An 18,759-nucleotide genomic window follows, 5' to 3' on the forward strand; every position below is an offset into this window, starting at 1 on the left:
CTTTCAGAAAAACTAATTCAAAGAAATCTGCGTCACTTGTGTCTCCGCTACTGCGGATCGCCGATGATTACCATCGCCGTACGAATGACACGGTCATTAATTCGGTAGCCCTTGCGCAGCACATTGGCTAGAACCTTGTCATCCCCTTCAGAGAGATCCTGGACAGCCTCGTGGATGTCCGGGTTGAACTCCTCTCCTGCGGCACCAAATTCCTCAACACCCTGTGCGGTCAGCACGCCACGGAATTTATCCGCGAAAGCCTTCAGCGGGGTGCCGTCTGCCAAGTCGCCGTGCTCTTCAGCCCGGTCGAGGTCATCAGCCAAAACCAGCAGTTCTCCAGCCAGCTTTGCCTTCGCCTGTACGCGCTCGGCTTCACGGTCTCGGTCAACTCGACGACGGTAGTTTGCGAACTCCGCCGACAGGCGCTGCAGGTCCTCCGTGCGCTCATCCAACTCACGCTGGATGGCTGCAACTGGGTCTGCAGCTTCCTCCGCGGCGGTGTCGCCGGCGGCACCTTCGGTCGCCGGCTCCACGTCGTCGTCAAGCTTGGCCTGCTCGAAGACCTCATTGACCTGATCGGCCAGGTTGGCCGGCTCCTCCGGGGTGGGCTGGTTTCCCTGATCCTGGTCAGTCATTCTTACTTGTCCTTCTCGTCCTCGTCGACGACCTCAGCGTCAACGACGTTGTCGTCAGCGTCAGCGGCCTCAGCACCCTCGGCTGCGGTTGCACCCTCAGCTGCCTGAGCCTCGTAGATAGCCTTACCCATCTCCTGGCTCTCGGTGGACAGCTTCTCGACGGCGGACTTGATGGCCTCGATGTCGGAGCCCTTCAGAGCCTCGTCGACTTCCTTGGCGGCCTCTTCAACGCGGTCGCGGATGTCCTGGGAAACCTTGTCCTCGTTCTCCGATGCGAACTTGCGGGTCTGGTAAGCCATGGACTCAGCCGAGTTGCGGACTTCCTGCTCCTCGCGGCGCTTCTTGTCCTCGTCAGCGTGCTTCTCAGCGTCCTTGATCATCTGGTCGATCTCCTCCTTGGAGAGGCCGGAGCCGTCCTGGATGGTGATCGTGTTTTCCTTACCAGTGCCCTTGTCCTTAGCGGTGACGTGGACAATGCCGTTGGCGTCGATGTCGAAGGTGACCTCAATCTGAGGAACACCACGCGGTGCCGGAGCGATACCGCCCAGCTCGAAAGAGCCCAGCAGCTTGTTAGCTGCAGCCATCTCACGCTCGCCCTGGAAGACCTGAATCTGAACGCTCGGCTGGTTATCTTCAGCGGTGGTGAAGGTCTCCGAACGCTTGGTCGGGATAGTGGTGTTGCGCTCGATCAGCTTGGTCATGACACCGCCCTTGGTCTCAATACCCAGCGACAGCGGGGTGACGTCGAGCAGCAGCACGTCCTTGACCTCACCGCGCAGAACGCCGGCCTGCAGAGCAGCACCAACTGCGACAACCTCGTCCGGGTTAACGCCCTTGTTCGGCTCACGACCACCGGTCAGTTCCTTGACCAGCTCGGAGACTGCCGGCATACGGGTGGAACCACCGACCAGCACGACGTGGTCAATGTCGGAAACCGAAACATCAGCGTCAGCAATGACCTGCTGGAACGGCTTACGAGTGCGGTCAAGCAAATCAGAGGTGATGCGCTGGAACTCAGTACGGGACAGGGTCTCGTCCAGGAACAGCGGGTTCTTGTCAGCATCAACGGTGATGTACGGCAGGTTGATAGATGCCTGCTGCGAGGAGGACAGCTCAATCTTGGCCTTCTCAGCAGCCTCACGCAGACGCTGCAGAGCCATCTTGTCCTTGGTCAGGTCAATGCCGTTGCTGGACTGGAACTTCTCAACCAACCAGTCAACGATGCGCTGATCCCAGTCATCGCCACCGAGCTTGTTGTCACCAGCAGTTGCGCGAACCTCAACAACACCGTCGCCGATCTCCAGCAGGGAGACGTCGAAGGTACCGCCACCGAGGTCGAAGACCAGAATGGTCTGCTCCTTGTCGGACTTCTCCAGACCGTAAGCAAGTGCAGCAGCAGTCGGCTCATTGACAATGCGCAGGACGTTCAGGCCAGCAATCTGACCCGCTTCCTTGGTTGCCTGACGCTCAGCGTCGTTGAAGTAAGCCGGAACGGTAATAACCGCATCAGTGACGTCGTCACCCAGGTAAGACTCAGCGTCGCGCTTCAGCTTCATCAGCGTACGAGCGGAAATCTCCTGCGGAGTGTACTTCTTGTCATCAATCTCGATGCTCCAGTCAGTACCCATGTGGCGCTTGACCGAACGAATAGTGCGATCAACGTTAGTGACAGCCTGGTTCTTAGCGGACTGGCCAACCAGGACCTCACCATTCTTTGCAAATGCAACCACCGACGGAGTGGTGCGCGAACCCTCAGCGTTCGCAATCACCTGAGCCTCGCCGCCCTCGAGGACGGAGACACAGGAGTTCGTCGTACCCAAGTCAATACCAACAGCGCGTCCCATGATGAACACCTTTCTAGAAGAGTAAAAGAATTGCCCTTAAGTCTTACGCGCTCAAGTCTGCATTGCCGTAGAAAATCTGTCAAGCAAACTTGAGTGTGTCCGACTCAATGTTTGTCATGCTATGCAACGGACTATGGGACAAAGTTATTCCAACCCGACTCAACTTTTCTAAAAAAACCGTCATCACCGCAGGTCACCGCGATAAAAGATTTTTACAAGACTATGCTCTAAAGCCACTCACGGTAGCCGACAGCGCAATTTTCTATACAGAATCCTGCCTCTGGACTCCAGGGGGGACAAAGAATTTCCTAGCACTAGCCCTGGGAACTTTCCTGCACAGCGAACCGACTAATCCCCTGACGTGTTTTGCAGCCACCGGCTCATCAACAGGCCATGCCCTTGTTACCCCATGGCCTGACACCGAATCAGCTCTGGCGGCTCCACTAATACATGTCTAAATTCTCCCCATTTACGGGGCGATTGAGCCAAGAATTCATCCCACTTATTTAGGAGTTTTTCGTGCCTCAGAATGCACAGCGACACCATTTCCCCTTTTTCCGTGGGCTCGCAGTAGCGTCGGCAAGCGCCGCACTAACCCTCGCCTTCCCTGCCATTGCATCCGCACATGTGCATGCAACCCCGTCGTCTGCCCCGATTGGCGGCTACGCGGATCTGGCTTTCGGGGTCGGCCATGGCTGCGACGGTTCGCCGACGACGAAGGTCGAGTTCACCATCCCGGAGGAGTTCGAAAAGGTTACGCCGAACGTGAACGCGAACTGGGATGTCACCAAGGAGTCGACCGGCTCTGGCAAGAATGAAAAGGTGCAGAAGGTCATCTACACCGCAAAGACTCCACTGCCGTCGGACCTGAAGGATTCTCTGACGCTCAGCGTGAAGGTGGCTGATGACGCAAAGCCGTCGACAGTTGAGGTGCCGACGCTGCAAACCTGTGAAAAGGGTTCGATGAACTGGGCTGAAAAGGACCACGATAGTGACTACCCGGTTCCAACTGTGGAGCTGATTGAGAAGTCGGAAGACAATGAACATAGCCACGGTCACGACCACAGCCACAACCATGGCACCAGCGAGACAAACCACGGCGATAGCCGCTCAGACGACGTGGAGCATTCCGCAGCTGCTACCAGCGAGGATTCGAGCAGCACGCTTGGCGGCTGGGGCCTGGGGCTCGGCCTCGTGGGCGCGCTGACCGGTATTGCCGCATTGGTAGTTTCACTGCGTAAGCGAGGTTAAGACCACAGGCGGATTGCCACTCGGGAATCCGCCTTCACCGCGGCACTGCCGCCCATGCCTTCACAGAGCTCACCCCATGCGAGCACATAGAGCCGGCCGATCTTGACAATGCACGCCGGAGGATAATCCGTGCTGTCGGCTCGTCGTTTCGGTCGACGCAGTGAACGGACAATGCAAAGCTCTCAAACAATGACGGCTGAATCACGCATCTAGGCTCGGATTGAGTTAGGCGAAGCTTTATGGCGTATTCGAAAACCGTTCGAAGGCAGTGGGAGGATTACACTGGCAAAACAGCAAAAACTCGAGCTGGGAACCCCGTCCCATCCTTTGGCTTCGGCCAGGAGGCAACCACGAGAGCCCCCGTTTCCGGCACCTGGTCGAGCCCAGCCAGAAGTTCAATCTGCCATCGGTCACGCCCTAATAGATAGAGTTCCGTCGGCAAGCTGCCACCATGAGCCACGATGCCGGGGTCCGTATCAGTGGTCTCGTGCCCAATCGCCACAACGCCACGGTTGTCTATCAACCATTCGACAACCTCAACGTTCCATCCTGGGTAGTGAGTCACGCCCTCTTCATCCGCATTGGCCATTGCCTCAGCGTCAGGCCACCGCTTTGACCAGTCACTGCGAAATGCGACAAATGCACCGCCCGGAATCAAACCATTGCGTTCCTCCCACGCCTCGACATCAGCAATCGAAGGGGAGAAATCATTATCCCGAGCGACTTCAGCAGTGAAATCTAGGACGACCAAAGGCAGGATCATCTGCTCGACGCCAATATTGTCAAGAGTTCTCGTCTCTTGGACGAAATGCACAGGCGGATCCACATGCGTACCCCACTGGCCAACAAACTGATACTGGTCGATTTCAAATCCATGCTCAGCAACGGTGAAAAGCCGTGTTCGCTGTTCGTCGGGAAGCGCAGGGAATTTCGGCTGACCGGCGTGAAACGCGTGAGTCAAGTCAACATAGGTGTGGTTTTCCCGAAGCTTGCGAGCAATGTCCCATAGTTCGTGCGTGTTTGCGGTGTTCTTGTTCGACATAAAGCGAAGTATATAGACAAAGCTGTCTAGTTAGCCAATATGGCCACCGGCACATCGAGCACTAAAAGACACCAACTCGCCCCACCCTGCACCTATCAGCTCAAACAGCCTGACGACACCCGCTACCGCAGGTACCCTCGCATACAGGAAAGACTTTTCAAGCCGCAGCCACGTTCTTCAGATTTTGGAATTGCGGGCTACATACACAACTTTCACCAAACTCAAGCCATCCCAAAGGAGTATCTAATGACCACCTACGAAAACATCCTTACCGAAACCCGAGGTCGCGTCGGCATTATCACCCTGAACCGCCCGAAGGCACTGAACGCCCTGAACCACAAGACCATGGAAGAGATCGGCGCAGCAGCCACCGCTTTCGACAACGACTCGGGAATCGGCGCGATTATCATCACCGGCTCCGAGAAGGCGTTTGCCGCAGGTGCGGACATTAAGGAGATGGCGGACAAGTCCGGCACCGAGATGTATGTCTCTGACTGGTTCGCACGTTGGGATGTTCTGACTTCCGTCCGAACTCCAGTTATCGCCGCCGTCAACGGCTACGCCCTGGGCGGTGGCTGCGAGGTCGCTATGATGGCGGACTTCATCATCGCTGGCGCTAAGGCCAAGTTCGGTCAGCCTGAGGTTAACCTCGGCATCTCTCCGGGCATGGGCGGCTCGCAGCGTCTCACCCGCGCAATCGGCAAGGCTAAGGCAATGGAGATGTGCCTCACCGGCCGCATGATGGGCGCCGAAGAAGCTGAATGCGCGGGTCTGGTCGCCCGCGTCGTCGAGCCGGAAGCGCTTCTCGACGAGGCCCTGAAGGTCGCCGACACCATTGCGTCGAAGTCGCTGGTTGCCACTACCCAGATTAAGGAACAGATCAACCAGGCCTACGAAATGACGCTGTCGCAGGGACTGCTCTTTGAGCGTCGCACCTTCCACTCCCTGTTCTCCTCCAATGACCAGAAGGAAGGCATGGCCGCTTTCACTGAAAAGCGCGAGGCAAACTTCACCAACTCGTAAGAGCGCGCGGCGGCGTTGGGTGCGAGGCGCGGCGGCGCGACCCAAGTACTTTTTGCCAGCTTTTTGTAGGAAGTAACCGCGAATTCGGCGCTACTTCCTACAAAAAGCTGGCAAAAATGTTTCTGGGGGGGCAGGCGAGGCCACCCCGGGGCCAAGAGCGCCACCACCCCCTGGGAGGCCACCGGAACCGACTCCCCAGAGTCCGTAACAACGGCGGACCTCGCCAAGCGATTCCCAGGGGCCCACATCGCCAAGACACTAAACCACGTCTCTTACGAGGAACTGATTAGCGATTACCGAACCCCGGAAGAGATCGCCGAGGGCGCACCGCGCCGAGCGATTGCAGTCATGTCGACAGACCCTGCGGCCCTCGAGGCCGCACGAGCAACAGTCGAAGCCTTCGGATTTGAACCGGTGCCCGTTGACGTGAGCGTCGGCAAGCGATTCAGACCCGACGGCGACCTTTTCGGAGTATGGCTATCTGCGGACCAGATGAGACGGGCGGTCGAGAAATAGAGGCGCCGACTAGAGCCTAGGACTAGTAGCGAATGGCCATGCGACCATCAATCTTGCCCTGCCGCATCAGCTCGAAGACATCGTTAATTTCGTGCAGCGAGCACTCCTTAACTGTCGGCTTGACCAGCCCGCGGGCGTAGAAGTCGAGAGCCTCGGCCATATCCTGACGCGTGCCGACGAGCGAACCACGAATAGTGAGATTGCGGAAGACAATGTCGAACACGCTCGCTGGGAACTCCCCCGGCGGAAGGCCATTGAAAACAATGGTTCCATCGCGGCGCGCCATGCCAAGCGCCTGGCCGAACGCACCCCTATGGACAGCAGTGACCAGAATGCCGTGAGCCCCACCATCGGTATAGGCCTGAACCGCCTGGACCGGATCCTCATCCTTAGCGTTCACAACGAACTCGGCACCCCACTCCTTTGCGTGGTCGAGTTTGTCTTCCGCGATATCCACGGCAATTACGCGCATACCCATCGCCTTGGCGTATTGGACCGCCAAATGCCCCAATCCACCGACGCCAGAAACCACCATAAACTGCCCCGGCTTCGTCTCGGAAACCTTGAGGCCCTTATATACAGTCACGCCGGCGCAGAGAATCGGCGCGGCCTCCAGGTAGTCCACGCCCTCCGGTATGCGAGCAGCATACCGCGTGTCGACCAGCATGTACTCGCCAAAGGAACCGTCCTGGGTATAGCCGCCATACTCGGCGTCGTTGCACTGAGTCTCGCGGCCGGTCCGGCAGTACTCACAGTCACCACACGCGGACCACAGCCATGCATTGCCGACAATGTCACCCACGCTGACCGAATGCTTTCCAGGGCCAAGCTCGACCACCTCGCCGATTCCCTCATGCCCCGGAATGAAAGGCGGCTCCGGCTTGACCGGCCAGTCCCCCTCTGTCGCATGCAAGTCAGTGTGACAGACGCCGGAGGCAATCAACTTCACGAGCGCCTGATTCGGCCCCGGCTTTGGCAGATCGACATCGCGAACATTGAGGTTTGGCCCAAATTCATCAACAACTGCGGCGGTGAACTGGGAGGATTGCCCGGAACGGACACGGTCTGACTGCACGGAGGTCATGATCAATCAACTCCTTGATTAGTCGGAAAACAACTGACGTACAACCCCACACTTTTTGAAAACAGTTTGCATTAGCGTATTTCGTTTCGTTTGTAAAACTGTGGAGCGCAAAAGTCAGCATAAAGTGACGCACGCCACCCTGTACACCCTTATTTTTCTAATGGAATATATTTAGAGCATGATCAGCGGGCGGAATTAAGAAACCCATTCGTTGCGAAAATCGCCGAAAATGCGCAGGTTACACCACATAGCCATGATTTCAGCACTAATTACGGCGTTAGTTATGTACGCGTCCGCGGCTCGTGATAGAACTCACAAGAGAACTATTTTCACTCAGCCATCACCCTGGCTGAGCCAGCCTAGAAGGAGCATTATGAGCGTGCTCAACCTCGCCGCGGCGACGGCTGACACGGCGATTCCGGAATCTACCGGATTCACCGTCGCAGTCGGCGTTATTGGCGTCCTGTTGTCCCTGCCCTGCTGGTTCATCTTTATTAAGGGATTCACCCATATGGTGAAGACCATCATGGTGGGCCAAAAGACGTACGGTCACACCGGTGAATGGGGAACCCGTATTTGGACCATGATCCGAGAGATCGTCGGTCACACCAAGATGGCCAAGAAGCCCGGCGTTGCTGTGGCTCACTGGTTCGTCATGGTGGGCTTCCTCCTCGGTTCCCTAGTGTGGTTCGAGGCGTACATTCAGACCTTCTGGCCAGCCGGTGGTTGGCCAATCCTCAGGAATCTGACCGCCTGGCACTTCATCGACGAACTGCTCGGCCTGGGCACCACCCTGGGCATCCTGGCACTGATTCTCGTCCGCCAGACCAACCTGGGCAAGGAGCGTCTGAGCCGCTTCTACGGATCCAACGCCAAGGCTGCCTACTTCGTTGAGGCCGTCGTCCTCATCGAGGGCCTGGGCATGATGTTCGTCAAGGCTGCCAAGCTGGCTACCTACGGCGACCACGGTCACACTGGCGCCGAGGTCTGGACCTGGGCGAACTTCGTCACCGGTGGTATCGCACAGATTCTGCCGGCCTCCGAAGTCATGGTGTCCATCTTCGCGCTGATTAAGCTGCTGTCCGGTATGGTCTGGCTCTTCGTTGTTGGCCGCAACCTAACTTGGGGTGTCGCATGGCACCGCTTCCTGGCGTTCGCCAACATCCTGCTCAAGCGCAACGCTGACGGCTACAACGCCCTCGCTGGGGCTAAGCCGATGACCTCTAACGGCGAAATCCTGAACCTGGAAGAGGCTGACCCGGAGGTTGACTCCATGGGCACCGGCGTAGTCACCGACCACTCCTGGAAGGCTCTGCTGGACTTCACCTCCTGCACCGAGTGTGGTCGCTGCCAGGAGCAGTGCCCGGCATGGAACACTTCCAAGCCGCTGTCCCCGAAGCTGCTGGTTAACCAGCTGCGTGACCACGCTTACGCTTCTGCCCCGTACCTGTTGGCTGGCGAGACCATCGAAACCGCTCGCGAGGGCGAAGGTGCTGGCGCAGCACTCCTGACCAAGCCGCTGGTTGGCGACGGCGACGAGGGCATCATCGACCAGGACGTCCTGTGGTCCTGCACCAACTGTGGCGCCTGTGTCGAGCAGTGTCCGGTTGACATTGAGCACATCGACCACATCGTCGATATGCGTCGTTACCAGGTTCTGGTCGAGTCGGACTTCCCGACCGAATTGGCTGGCCTGTTCAAGAACCTTGAAACCAAGGGCAACCCGTGGGGCCAGAACGCTTCCACTCGCGCCGACTGGATCAATGAGGTCCGCAAGGAAGGCGTCGTTGTCCCGATTTGGGGCGAGGATGTCGAGAGCTTCGACGACACCGAGTACCTGTTCTGGGTCGGTTGTGCCGGTGCCTACGACGACAATGCGAAGAAGACCACCAAGGCTGTTGCAGAGATGCTTTACACCGCCGGTGTGAAGTACGCTGTGCTCTCCCAGGCTGAGGGTTGTACTGGTGACTCCGCTCGCCGTGCTGGTAACGAGTTCCTCTTCCAGATGTTGGCTGAGCAGAACATCGAGCAGCTCGACGAGGTCTTCGACGGTGTGCCGCCGAAGCAGCGCAAGATTGTCGTCACCTGTGCGCACTGCTTCAACACCTTCAAGAACGAGTACCCGGAGCTGGGCGGACAGTACGAAGTTGTCCACCACACCCAGCTGCTGAACAAGCTGGTTCGTGCTAACCGCCTGCAGCCGGTTGCTTCGGGTCAGGGCCGCCAGGTCACCTACCACGACCCATGCTTCCTGGGCCGCCACAACAAGGTATTCGAGGCTCCGCGTGAACTGATTGGCGCGTCCGGCGCCAACCTCGTCGAAATGCCGCGTAATAAGAACACCGGCTTCTGCTGTGGTGCTGGTGGCGCTCGCATGTGGATGGAAGAGACCATCGGTCAGCGCATCAACGTAAACCGCACCGAAGAGGCTGTCGGAACCGGCGCTGAGGCAATTGCCATCGGCTGCCCGTTCTGTAAGACGATGATGAACGATGGCGTCAACAACGTCATCGAGGACGACGAGAAGAAGCCGGAGGTCCTGGACATCGCCCAGATGCTCCGCGACTCCGTGAAGGTCGACGGCGAGCTGCCGCAGGCACGCGAACCGGAGTGGATTGAGCAGCCGGAGCGTGGCTGGGTCGATCCAAAGAAGGCTGAAGAGGAAGAGCGTCAGCGCCTCGAGGAAGAGGAAGCTAAGCGCAAGAAGGCTGAGGCTGCCGAGAAGAAGAAGGCAGAGAAGGCATCCGCTGCCGGCGCTGGTGCCGCAGCTGCTGGTGCTGCTGCAGGCGCTGCTGCCAAGGGTGGCGCTCCGACTCCGGGTGGTGCTCCGAAGCCGGGTGGTGCTCCGAAGCCGGGTGGCGCCAAGGGCGGCGCACCGACCCCAGGTGGTGCCAAGAAGGGCGCTCCAGCTCCAGGCGGTGCTCCAAAGCCAGGCGGTGCCAAGGCCGGCGCACCAACTCCGGGTGGCGCCAAGAAGGGTGCTCCTGCTCCGGGTGGCGCTCCGAAGCCAGGCGGCGCCAAGGCCGGCGCCCCGGTTCCAGGTGGTGCAAAGGGCGGCGCCCCGACCCCAGGCGGTGCCAAGAAGGGTGCTCCAGCTCCGGGCGGCGCTCCGAAGCCAGGCGGAGCAAAGGCCGGCGCACCGGTTCCAGGTGGCGCTAAGAAGGGCGCTCCAGTTCCGGGCGGCGCCAAGGCCGCTAAGCCGGCCGCGCAGGCAGAGCCAGCAGCTGCAGAAACCGAAGCTCCGGCTGAGGCTCCGAAGGCAACCAAGGGCGCACCGATTCCGGGTGGCGCACGCAAGGGCGCCCCTGTCCCAGGTGGCGCTAAGAAGGCAGCTCCAGCCGCCAAGCCGAAGGCCGAGGAAGCTACTCCTGCCGAGGACACCGCTGCCGAGGTAGCGGCCACCGAGTCCAAGCAGCCAGCAGCTGAGCAGCCGAAGACCGCATCCGGTGCTCCGGTTCCGGGTGGCGCACGTAAGGGTGCTCCGATTCCGGGTGGCGCACGCAAGGCCAAGCCAGTCGCTAGCGCCCCTGCCCCGGCAGTCAAGGAAACCGAGGCTCAGGAAGCATCTGCCCAGCCAGAGGCGGAGCAGGCTCCGGAACAGCCAAAGGTTACCGAAGAGCAGGCGACGGAAGAAGCCACCTCCACCGAGCAGGCTGCTGATGCTCCTACCGAGGAGACGCAGGCACCGTCGGCAAGCGCAAAGAACCTTCCGCGCAACCAGCACGGAGTTCCGCTGCCAGGATCGGCGCGACGTAAGTAACACTCGCTAAGTAAGCAAGGATCCGCCCGAGAGATTATTCTCTTCGGGCGGATTTTTTGTGCTTTACGACGACCCCTGCGCCGCGGCATTAATCATGCAAATGGCACTCTCAATCGTGCTGACAATATATTGGTTACTGATTCTCGACAGAGGTGACCGCGTTGTGGTGTGGAAAGGGGTCTTGGCGTCGTGATTAAAAAATCGCTGTCACAGATAAGAGACTTTCTGAGGACTCCGGGGTCATTGGAGATGGTCATTGCGCTGGTCCTCACCGCGCTCGATGCACTGGTTTTCCGCGAGAGCAACTCTGACCTATTGTTGTCGTCCATTATCGGCGGCCTGCAGGTCATTCTCGTTGCAGTAGCGACGTATTTGCCTCTCTTTGCCATGGTGGTCGTCCCAGCGAATTTCTTGGCACTGGCTTTCCTTCCTACGGAGCAAGCGCCAATGCAGATTTTCTGTGCGCTTCTCATCGTGGAAGTATTGCGTGCTAACAACAACAAGACGCCGGCGAAAATTACTGTGCTACTGCTGTTGGTGATTTCAAATTACGACGTAAACACAAATACTTTCGCACGCGATCATGTCGCGACCTTCGTAACAACGCTGCTTTTTGTAATTGCCTACGCCATCGGCATGATGCGCAGTCGCTACAAAGAGCAACGCCAGCAGGCAAGGATTGAATCTAACCGCGCTCTGGAAGAGCAACGCCTCGAGTTGGCGACCGTACTGCACGACTCCACCGCCAAGTCTTTTACTCGCGTAACCATGCTCGCGCAGGCGCTCGCCATCGAGCGGGAAGGAACAGATGAAAAACTTGAAGAATCCCTGGAGGACATTGCAGCGACCTCCCGTGAAGGGCTACTGCAGCTGCGTCAGCTGCTTTCACTGTTAAAGTCCGCCGACGAAGAGAGTTCTTTGACATCTGCGATCGGCCAGGATGAGCGAGTTCCCAGCATGAACAGGGTGCTCCAACAGGCCAAGGATGAACTGCAGGAGGCTGGGTTTAACGTTTCGCTGGCCACGAGGATTGAAACCGAACCCTCGTTGGCGCAGATTTCAGAAGTTATCTCACCGGCGCTTTCAGAGTTCTGCACAAACATTCAAAAGTACGGCGAACCACAAACGAACGTACACATTCTGGCGCTGGGCAATGTGGAGGATGGCTTCACGCTCGACATCAGCAATCAGATATCTAAAGCGCTACCGCATTTTCTACCACGGGCGATGCTCTCGAGTGGCTTGGGGCTTTCCTCACTGCATCATCGAGTGCGGCCGTGGGACGGTTCAATCACGACAGAACGAGAAGGAAATGTGTGGAATACCAAACTCCACATGCCACTTACCAACCAGTAGGTTACGCTAGCGTAGGATTGATACTGTAGCTCATTGTGGCGAATATGACTCTCGAAAAGTCCTGGTTAGCGTAGTACTATCGCACGAAGACAGATATTGTTCGGTTTTTATGAAATCACTGAAAGGTTCGCGGATGTCTGACATTAAGGTTCTCATTGTCGATGACGACCCACTCGTACTCTCGACGCTGCGAACCTACTTCAAGAAGGCACCGCACATTACCGTGGTCGATGAAGCCTGCGATGGACACGAGGCCCTCAACATCATTGCCCGCGGTGGCATTGACGTAGTTTTGACCGATATTCATATGCCCAACATGGACGGCGTTGAGCTGCTTGAGCGCATTAAGAAGGTGGAGAATCCGCCAAAATTCATCGCTATCACCTCATTTGATACCGATGAAACAATGCTGAAAATCTTGAGCCTCGGCGGAAATGGCTACATCCTCAAGACCGCCCGCCCGGAGTCAGTCATCGGCACCGTCGAAGATGTCTTCCAGGGCGGTACCGTCATCTCGCCAATTTCTGCGACTCGACTGATTAAAACCCTGCCGTCCCGCAATATCTCCTCGTACAAGATCACTCACGCCGAAAGAGAGGTTCTCGGCCTGATCTGTCGCGGAAAGTCGAACCACGACATCGCCAAGGAACTGGGCAAGTCGCCGGGCACCATCAAGAAGCATCTCTCCAGCATGTTCAATAAGTTTGGGGCTACCTCGCGGCTGGACTTGGCCCTGAAAGCAATAGACGCAGGCTTCCAGCCGCCGGCATCCGCCGCCGCGCAGTAGCAAAACAGCGGGTAGCAAAACAGCGGGTAGCAAAACAGCGGGTAGCAAAAAGGGGCCTATTCACTTTCGTGAATAGGCCCCTTTCACCCGTGCTGTGTGTGGAGAGAGAACTGTGTAACTACTGAATGGTCACCTCGACATGTCGCTCACGGGGAGCCACGCCGAAGTAGCTGCGACCAGTGGGCTGCCACGTCTTCGAGTTGGCGTTGCAGCGGACTGTCTGTCCGGCGAACTCGTCAACCAGGAATCCCCAGCTCAGACGACCAGTTTCACCCTTGCGTACTTCGTATGGTCCGATCTTCTGCCCGAGGCTCCAAACCATCTCTCGGGAGTATTCCCAGGAGTATTTGCGGTTAAGCTCCTTGCTGACCTTCACACTGACGGAGATGTTGGTCCACCACTTCTTGGTCTTAGACTCCTTGATGGTCTGAGTCAGCGGAATCGGCTCATCGCCGATGTCATTTTTCGTAGAAACAACGCCCTCAACGTCGTAGCGTGAGCCGGTGATTTCCACGAACTCGGCCACCGAACCCGGCGCTTCACAAGTGGTTCCCGGCGCCGGACCGCGGTCAACTGCCGCTGGCTTGGGCACAGGCACCCACTCCTCCGGAGCAAACGGCTCGCCAGCTCCTGGATTCGGGGCGGCCACTGCTGTCGGAGCGCCAAGTCCGAGCGCAAAGACCGTCGTCAAGCACATGGCGACAACACTCTTTTTCATAACTGCTCCTAGTCGTTGATCGTGGCGGATGCCGGGCCGCCGTCACCTGAGTTACCGCTGACAGGCGCCCACTGCTGACGGTGCTCGCCCTCCTTGGTGGTCTTGTGCCAGACCACGAAGCGAGTCGACGGACCCTTGCCGTTGTACTCACCGAAGTAGGGCTCGCCGCGCCACAGGCCGGTCTTCTGATCGCAGGTGCGGACGCGGCCGATGAAGGACTTCATATGCACGCCGTAATCTGCGCGAACGGTCTCACCGGGGTTGACGGTCACCGGGCCCAGCTTGTCGCCAACAGACCACTGACTGACCTCGACGATGCCGTACTTGTTCTTCACCCCGTGGAGGAACACGTCCCACATATTTCCGGAGCTCATTGCCTTCACGGACTCGTTGACTCCCTCAGTCACCTCGAGGGTGTACTGGATCGGACGGTCGGTGCGGTTGGTGAATGAGTTAGTGCCGTTGTAGCGGTCCCATTCGTCGGTAATCCACTGCTCCCAAGGGTGACGCTTGGCATCGTTGACCGGGTCACACTTATCGGTGTTGATGAAACCGGTGTGGTGCTCATCCTGGTCAGGGGTCTGGGTCAGCGGGGTCGCCGCGACCTGTCCAACGATGCCTGGCGCAAGAAGACTTGCACCCATCACCGCGCAGGCCAGGGCCTTCTTTTTCAGGCTCAACATGGAGAAACTTCTTTCTGCTTCGAGGTCTTAGGGACTCGGCCCGTCTTAGACGGCGTACTCCTTGACCTGCGGAGCAGCCCCGTCCACGGAGCGGTCAGCCTCATTGGCACGCATGGAGACGCGGATGTGACGCTCCTTCGGGATGGTGCCCCAGTACGGGCGACCTGCGTCGATCCACTTGCCACCCTTACAGGTCAGGTGGGTGCCCTCGAAGGACTGGTTCAGGAAGCCATACTCCAGCACACCGGTGTAGCCAGGCTTGACCGGGTACGGGCCGAGGGTCTGGCCAACTTCCCAGGTCTGAGTGGACTGATAGCCGGCGCTGAACGTGACGTGGAAGAGCTTGAGCAGGTCGAAGTCGACCGAACCGCCGACGTTCCAGGACTTGGTCTTGCCTTCCTTGAGGGTCTGGGTCAGCGGCAGGTCGGTGTCGCCGTAGTTAGCGACAGTCGCGGTACCTTCGACCTCGAACTTGGAACCAGTAATCTTCAGCGACTGACCAGACTGGCCTTCAACGGAGCAGGTGCCACCGACGGTGCCCGGGGTGGGGGCTGGGGCAGCTTCGGCCATCGGGGCGACAGCCAGCGAGGACATGGTAACCAGGGCTGCAATGGAGCCGGAGAGCAGGGTCTTCTTCACGGCGAAATCCTTTCAGGGTGTGTCGAGCAACTCGTAAGGAAATACTTGAACTAACACCTGCTAAGGTAAGTCGAAATTCAGCATTTTGTAATGGAAAATTTTCGACTCGCTTTACGACGGCCACAGCGATTATCCACATAGTAAAAATGGAATCCCACCGATTTCTACCTTGCGAAAATACGATATATAACAGCGTGTGACCAGTGATTATGAGCACCACAATAAGATTTCAGCGATTAATTTAATCGCATTAGAACTACGCCTTTTGAACCAATTCAAAAATTTCTCTGTCAGCCACTTGGTATTGGGCAATCAACATTTCGGCCACTACCCTACCTACATAAAGACACCAGAGAGTAGCCGAGTGGCCACCCCCAGTCGCGGGCAAGCGAAGGGACCTTCACGCTTCACACTCTTGATTAAATAGTTATGATTTCTTTATTAATCACTGGCGAAGTCCGGCAGTCCACAAAGCCCTGACACTTTGCCGAGGCAGATATCTTTCGGAGTACTACCTAATGTTTCGACGCTCTTCTGTTCTTGCTACCACCATTGCATCCGCAGCACTTTCCCTAGGCGCGCTGACCGGCACCCCGGCCGCTGCCGCAGCACCGACAGCTACAACCGGCAGCGACGACCTACAGGTCAAGGAATACGCTCTTTCCGATACCTTCTCTTGCGACTACTACAACCTTCCGTGGTGCCGCTAATAGAGCGCCGGCCTCTCCCCCTGCCCTCCCCTTCACGTGAGAGCGCGGCTACTTCGAGGTGCCGTCGAGCCCCTCTAGCAGTGTGGCAAAATCCGTGACGTTAGCATCCACCTGCGTGTTCGTACTGCGTCGATGGTTCGGCGCACCAACACCTTGATTGCCCTCGCTGGCCCCGTCTGCTGAATGTGCTGCACCCTTTTCTTCAGCTTCGTTCCCAAAATCTGGACCAAAACCGACTACGGCCGAGCGAACACCGACAAGGTACTCGGCAAGCTCACGAGCTGCACGCACGACGCGATTACTCATCTCCGCGCCGGATACTCCGCCGGTGCCATCGCCGGCACCATCGCCAGCGCCAAAGTCCTCGGTCGCTGCAAATACAGCAGTCGGCATAACGGTCGCACGAAAGTAGCTAAACAGCGGACGCATCGCATACTCCAGCACCAAAGAATGACGCGCCGTGCCAGCAGTCGCAGCAATGATGACCGGCATGGAGGTCAACGCATCCTTATCCAGGGCATCGAAGAACATCTTGAACAGTCCCGAGTAGGACGCTGCGAACACTGGAGTCGCGGCAATCAATCCATCAGCACCGCTGACAGTATCGAGGGCAGTGCGCAATTTTTCGTCGTAAAGCCCTGTGGACATCCCAGCGCCAAGGCTGACAGCGAGTTCGCGCAGCTCAACGTACTCGATTTCGAGACCTTCGCCACGCTTGGAAACCTGCACGTCGACGGCTTCCGCGATGCGATCAGCGAGAATGCGCGTGGTTGATGGGGCAGAAACGCCGGCACTTACAACGACGAGGTTTTTCACCGCTGATTCCTTTCAGCCGGGCGGACGAGAAGGTGCGGGGAATCTGCACCCTCGGCAGCCAGCGAGGCATGCGTCGGCGGGTCGGAAGGCACGTGCGCCGGACGGCGGCGCTCGAACTCTTCACGCAAGACCGGAACGATTTCGGTTCCCAGGATTTCAACCTGCTCCAACGCCATCTCCAGCGGCAGGCCGGCGTGATCGATGAGGAATAGCTGGCGCTGGTAGTCACCAACGGCATCTGCATAGCCCAGGTAACGTTCGATGATTTGCTCAGGCGTGCCGACGGTCAGCGGTGTAATGTGCTCGAATTCTTCCAATGATGGCCCATGTCCATAGACCGGCGCATTGTCGAAGTACGGGCGGAAAACTTCCTTGGCCTTCTTCTCCGTCTCAGCGGCGAAGACCTGCCCGCCAAGCCCGACGATCGCCTGGTCAGCAGCGCCGTGGCCGTAGTGCTCAAAGCGCTGGCGGTAGAGATTGACCATGGCTGTGGTGTGCTCGATATTCCAGAAAATGTGATTGTGGAAGAAGCCGTCACCATAGAAGGCGGCCTGCTCGGCAATCTCGGTGGACCGAATGGAGCCGTGCCACACGAAAGGCGCTACACCGTCGAGCGGACGCGGGGTGGACGTAAAGGACTGCAGCGGAGTGCGGAATTGACCTTGCCAATCCACATTCTCTTCACGCCAGAGGGTGCGCAGCAGGTGGTAATTCTCAATAGCCAGCGGAATCCCTTTACGGATATCCTTGCCAAACCACGGATAAACCGGCCCAGTGTTGCCACGGCCCATCATAAGATCCATGCGTCCTTCGGAAAGGTGCTGGAGGTAGGCGTAATCCTCGGCGATGCGCACGGGGTCGGTGGTGGTAATCAGCGTTGTCGAGGTCGACAGAATCAGATTTTCGGTCTGTGCTGCAAGGTTCGCTAACAGAATCGGCGGGTTCGCCGGCGCCACAAACGGTGGATTGTGGTGCTGGCCGGTCGCAAAGACATCGAGGCCAACCTCTTCGGCCTTCTTCGCTAGTGCGACAGTTGCCTTAATTCGCTCATGTTCAGTAGGGATTTGTCCGGTCGTGGGGTCTTTTGTGACGTCGCCAATTGTAAAAATTCCGAATTGCATGGCTCCATGTTAAGACCTTTTTGTTGACACGTCATCTCCCTCGGGCTTATAGTTGACACGTCACCACCGGAAGTTGGTTCCGGCGGACAAAAATACTTCGAAACATTCGAGATACTTTTAACTTTTAGGAGATTCGCTATGACTCTTCAGTCTGGTAACTACGTTCTTGATGCACAGCACTCCACTGTTGGATTTACCGTTCGCCACGCAATGATTACTAAGGTCCACGGTCAGTTCACTGAGTTTGAGTCCGTTATTAATTTTGATGCCGACAAGCCGGAGAATTCCACGGCCAAGGCAACCATTCAGGCAGACTCCATCAACACCAACAATGAAGAGCGCGACAACCACCTACGCTCGAAGGACTTCTTCGGCACCGACGAAAACCCGACCTTCGAGTTTGCCTCCACCGCTATCGAGCTCCAGAGCGAAGAAAAGGCCACCGTTACCGGCGACCTGACCATTAACGGCATTACCAAGCCGGTCACCCTGGATGTCGACATTTTCGGCTCCGCTGAAGACCCATGGGGTCAGACTCGCGTTGGTTTCGAGGCAGCTACCAAGATTGACCGCACCGATTTCGGTATCGACTACAACGCTCCTATTAAGACTGGCGGCCTGCTCCTTGGCAATGAGATTTCCCTGCAGATCGACGGCTCCGCAGTTAAGCAGTAACTAGCGCAGCTAACGGTTAAGAAAACCTGATACTAAGCGCCTTGCATGGACATGCAGGGCGCTTTTTCGCACTAAATGGGCAGTTAATCTGCCCCCAAT

Annotated in this window: 16 protein-coding genes; 7 read left to right on the top strand and 9 right to left on the bottom strand. The window is 57.6% G+C overall.

Annotated features, from left to right (window positions below; genetic code table 11):
- Positions 1-47 precede the first annotated feature (47 nt).
- Positions 48-635 (bottom strand): nucleotide exchange factor GrpE, encoded by a 588-nt coding sequence (gene grpE, locus QP977_RS00645; protein WP_016421563.1) that lies wholly within the window; start codon positions 633-635, stop codon positions 48-50.
- Positions 636-637: 2 nt separating this feature from the next.
- Positions 638-2,479 carry a molecular chaperone DnaK gene (gene dnaK / locus QP977_RS00650; protein ID WP_048734453.1) on the bottom strand — a complete coding sequence of 614 codons (1,842 nt, stop codon included), beginning with the start codon at positions 2,477-2,479 and terminating at the stop codon, positions 638-640.
- A 519-nt stretch (positions 2,480-2,998) separates the two neighbouring features.
- Between dnaK and QP977_RS00655 the strand changes: the two genes are divergently transcribed.
- On the top strand, positions 2,999-3,730 hold the full coding sequence (locus tag QP977_RS00655; protein ID WP_049171733.1) for a YcnI family protein: 732 nt from the start codon (positions 2,999-3,001) through the stop codon (positions 3,728-3,730).
- Positions 3,731-4,007: 277 nt separating this feature from the next.
- Here the strand turns inward: QP977_RS00655 and QP977_RS00660 are convergent, their stop codons facing one another.
- A complete protein-coding gene (locus tag QP977_RS00660; protein ID WP_049171735.1) occupies positions 4,008-4,772 on the bottom strand; it encodes a cyclase family protein in 765 nt (254 codons plus the stop codon).
- A 246-nt stretch (positions 4,773-5,018) separates the two neighbouring features.
- On the opposite strand from QP977_RS00660, the gene QP977_RS00665 reads away from it, so the two are divergent.
- Complete coding sequence (locus QP977_RS00665; protein ID WP_049171737.1) at positions 5,019-5,795, top strand: enoyl-CoA hydratase; 777 nt, start codon at positions 5,019-5,021, stop codon at positions 5,793-5,795.
- Positions 5,796-6,333: 538 nt separating this feature from the next.
- Here QP977_RS00665 and adhP read toward each other — a convergent pair.
- On the bottom strand, positions 6,334-7,395 hold the full coding sequence (gene adhP, locus QP977_RS00670) for an alcohol dehydrogenase AdhP (protein ID WP_070767112.1): 1,062 nt from the start codon (positions 7,393-7,395) through the stop codon (positions 6,334-6,336).
- Positions 7,396-7,768: 373 nt separating this feature from the next.
- Between adhP and QP977_RS00675 the strand changes: the two genes are divergently transcribed.
- The 3 genes from QP977_RS00675 to QP977_RS00685 all read left to right on the top strand — a co-directional run bounded on the left by QP977_RS00675 (position 7,769) and on the right by QP977_RS00685 (position 13,298).
- Positions 7,769-11,155 carry a (Fe-S)-binding protein gene (locus QP977_RS00675; protein ID WP_284847040.1) on the top strand — a complete coding sequence of 1,129 codons (3,387 nt, stop codon included), beginning with the start codon at positions 7,769-7,771 and terminating at the stop codon, positions 11,153-11,155.
- A 249-nt stretch (positions 11,156-11,404) separates the two neighbouring features.
- Complete coding sequence (locus QP977_RS00680; protein WP_255712761.1) at positions 11,405-12,511, top strand: histidine kinase; 1,107 nt, start codon at positions 11,405-11,407, stop codon at positions 12,509-12,511.
- Between the two features lie 133 nt (positions 12,512-12,644).
- Positions 12,645-13,298: a response regulator transcription factor gene (locus QP977_RS00685; protein WP_048760266.1), complete on the top strand. Its 654-nt coding sequence runs from the start codon at positions 12,645-12,647 to the stop codon at positions 13,296-13,298.
- A 118-nt stretch (positions 13,299-13,416) separates the two neighbouring features.
- On the opposite strand, the gene QP977_RS00690 is transcribed toward QP977_RS00685, so the two are convergent.
- Genes QP977_RS00690 through QP977_RS00700 form a run of 3 tightly spaced genes read right to left on the bottom strand, consistent with a single transcriptional unit; the run spans position 13,417 to position 15,338 of the window.
- Entirely contained in the window at positions 13,417-14,016 is a 600-nt protein-coding gene (locus QP977_RS00690) for a hypothetical protein (protein WP_048760263.1), read from the bottom strand.
- A gap of 8 nt (positions 14,017-14,024) precedes the next feature.
- Positions 14,025-14,699, bottom strand: coding sequence for a hypothetical protein (locus QP977_RS00695; RefSeq protein ID WP_048760262.1), 675 nt, complete (start codon positions 14,697-14,699; stop codon positions 14,025-14,027).
- A gap of 45 nt (positions 14,700-14,744) precedes the next feature.
- Complete coding sequence (locus tag QP977_RS00700; protein ID WP_016421574.1) at positions 14,745-15,338, bottom strand: hypothetical protein; 594 nt, start codon at positions 15,336-15,338, stop codon at positions 14,745-14,747.
- A gap of 518 nt (positions 15,339-15,856) precedes the next feature.
- On the opposite strand from QP977_RS00700, the gene QP977_RS00705 reads away from it, so the two are divergent.
- Complete coding sequence (locus QP977_RS00705) at positions 15,857-16,048, top strand: hypothetical protein (RefSeq protein ID WP_048760259.1); 192 nt, start codon at positions 15,857-15,859, stop codon at positions 16,046-16,048.
- Positions 16,049-16,096: 48 nt separating this feature from the next.
- On the opposite strand, the gene QP977_RS00710 is transcribed toward QP977_RS00705, so the two are convergent.
- Positions 16,097-16,864, bottom strand: a complete 768-nt coding sequence (locus tag QP977_RS00710; protein ID WP_259788898.1) for a CE1759 family FMN reductase — start codon at positions 16,862-16,864, stop codon at positions 16,097-16,099.
- The gene (locus QP977_RS00715; protein ID WP_048760253.1) at positions 16,861-17,985 is read right to left on the bottom strand and encodes a CE1758 family FMN-dependent luciferase-like monooxygenase; all 1,125 of its coding nucleotides are present in this window, start codon (positions 17,983-17,985) and stop codon (positions 16,861-16,863) included. Before QP977_RS00715 ends, QP977_RS00710 begins: the two co-directional genes overlap by 4 nt.
- Positions 17,986-18,123: 138 nt before the next feature.
- On the opposite strand from QP977_RS00715, the gene QP977_RS00720 reads away from it, so the two are divergent.
- The gene (locus QP977_RS00720) at positions 18,124-18,660 is read left to right on the top strand and encodes a YceI family protein (RefSeq protein ID WP_048760250.1); all 537 of its coding nucleotides are present in this window, start codon (positions 18,124-18,126) and stop codon (positions 18,658-18,660) included.
- The last annotated feature ends 99 nt before the right edge of the window (positions 18,661-18,759 follow it).

Origin of the sequence: Corynebacterium sp. MSK012 (assembly GCF_030232435.1) — a bacterium.
In the GTDB taxonomy this organism is placed as follows: domain Bacteria; phylum Actinomycetota; class Actinomycetes; order Mycobacteriales; family Mycobacteriaceae; genus Corynebacterium; species Corynebacterium jeikeium_D.

Bases quoted from the DNA above. Each gene is read 5' to 3' on its own strand.
- QP977_RS00675 (WP_284847040.1), top strand. From the start codon at position 7,769: ATGAGCGTGCTCAACCTCGCCGCGGCGACGGCTGACACGGCGATTCCG.
- grpE (WP_016421563.1), bottom strand. From the start codon at position 635: ATGACTGACCAGGATCAGGGAAACCAGCCCACCCCGGAGGAGCCGGCC.
- QP977_RS00680 (WP_255712761.1), top strand. From the start codon at position 11,405: ATGGTCATTGCGCTGGTCCTCACCGCGCTCGATGCACTGGTTTTCCGC.
- QP977_RS00705 (WP_048760259.1), top strand. From the start codon at position 15,857: ATGTTTCGACGCTCTTCTGTTCTTGCTACCACCATTGCATCCGCAGCA.
- QP977_RS00665 (WP_049171737.1), top strand. From the start codon at position 5,019: ATGACCACCTACGAAAACATCCTTACCGAAACCCGAGGTCGCGTCGGC.
- adhP (WP_070767112.1), bottom strand. From the start codon at position 7,395: ATGACCTCCGTGCAGTCAGACCGTGTCCGTTCCGGGCAATCCTCCCAG.
- dnaK (WP_048734453.1), bottom strand. From the start codon at position 2,479: ATGGGACGCGCTGTTGGTATTGACTTGGGTACGACGAACTCCTGTGTC.
- QP977_RS00695 (WP_048760262.1), bottom strand. From the start codon at position 14,699: ATGTTGAGCCTGAAAAAGAAGGCCCTGGCCTGCGCGGTGATGGGTGCA.
- QP977_RS00690 (WP_048760263.1), bottom strand. From the start codon at position 14,016: ATGAAAAAGAGTGTTGTCGCCATGTGCTTGACGACGGTCTTTGCGCTC.
- QP977_RS00720 (WP_048760250.1), top strand. From the start codon at position 18,124: ATGACTCTTCAGTCTGGTAACTACGTTCTTGATGCACAGCACTCCACT.
- QP977_RS00715 (WP_048760253.1), bottom strand. From the start codon at position 17,985: ATGCAATTCGGAATTTTTACAATTGGCGACGTCACAAAAGACCCCACG.
- QP977_RS00685 (WP_048760266.1), top strand. From the start codon at position 12,645: ATGTCTGACATTAAGGTTCTCATTGTCGATGACGACCCACTCGTACTC.
- QP977_RS00660 (WP_049171735.1), bottom strand. From the start codon at position 4,772: ATGTCGAACAAGAACACCGCAAACACGCACGAACTATGGGACATTGCT.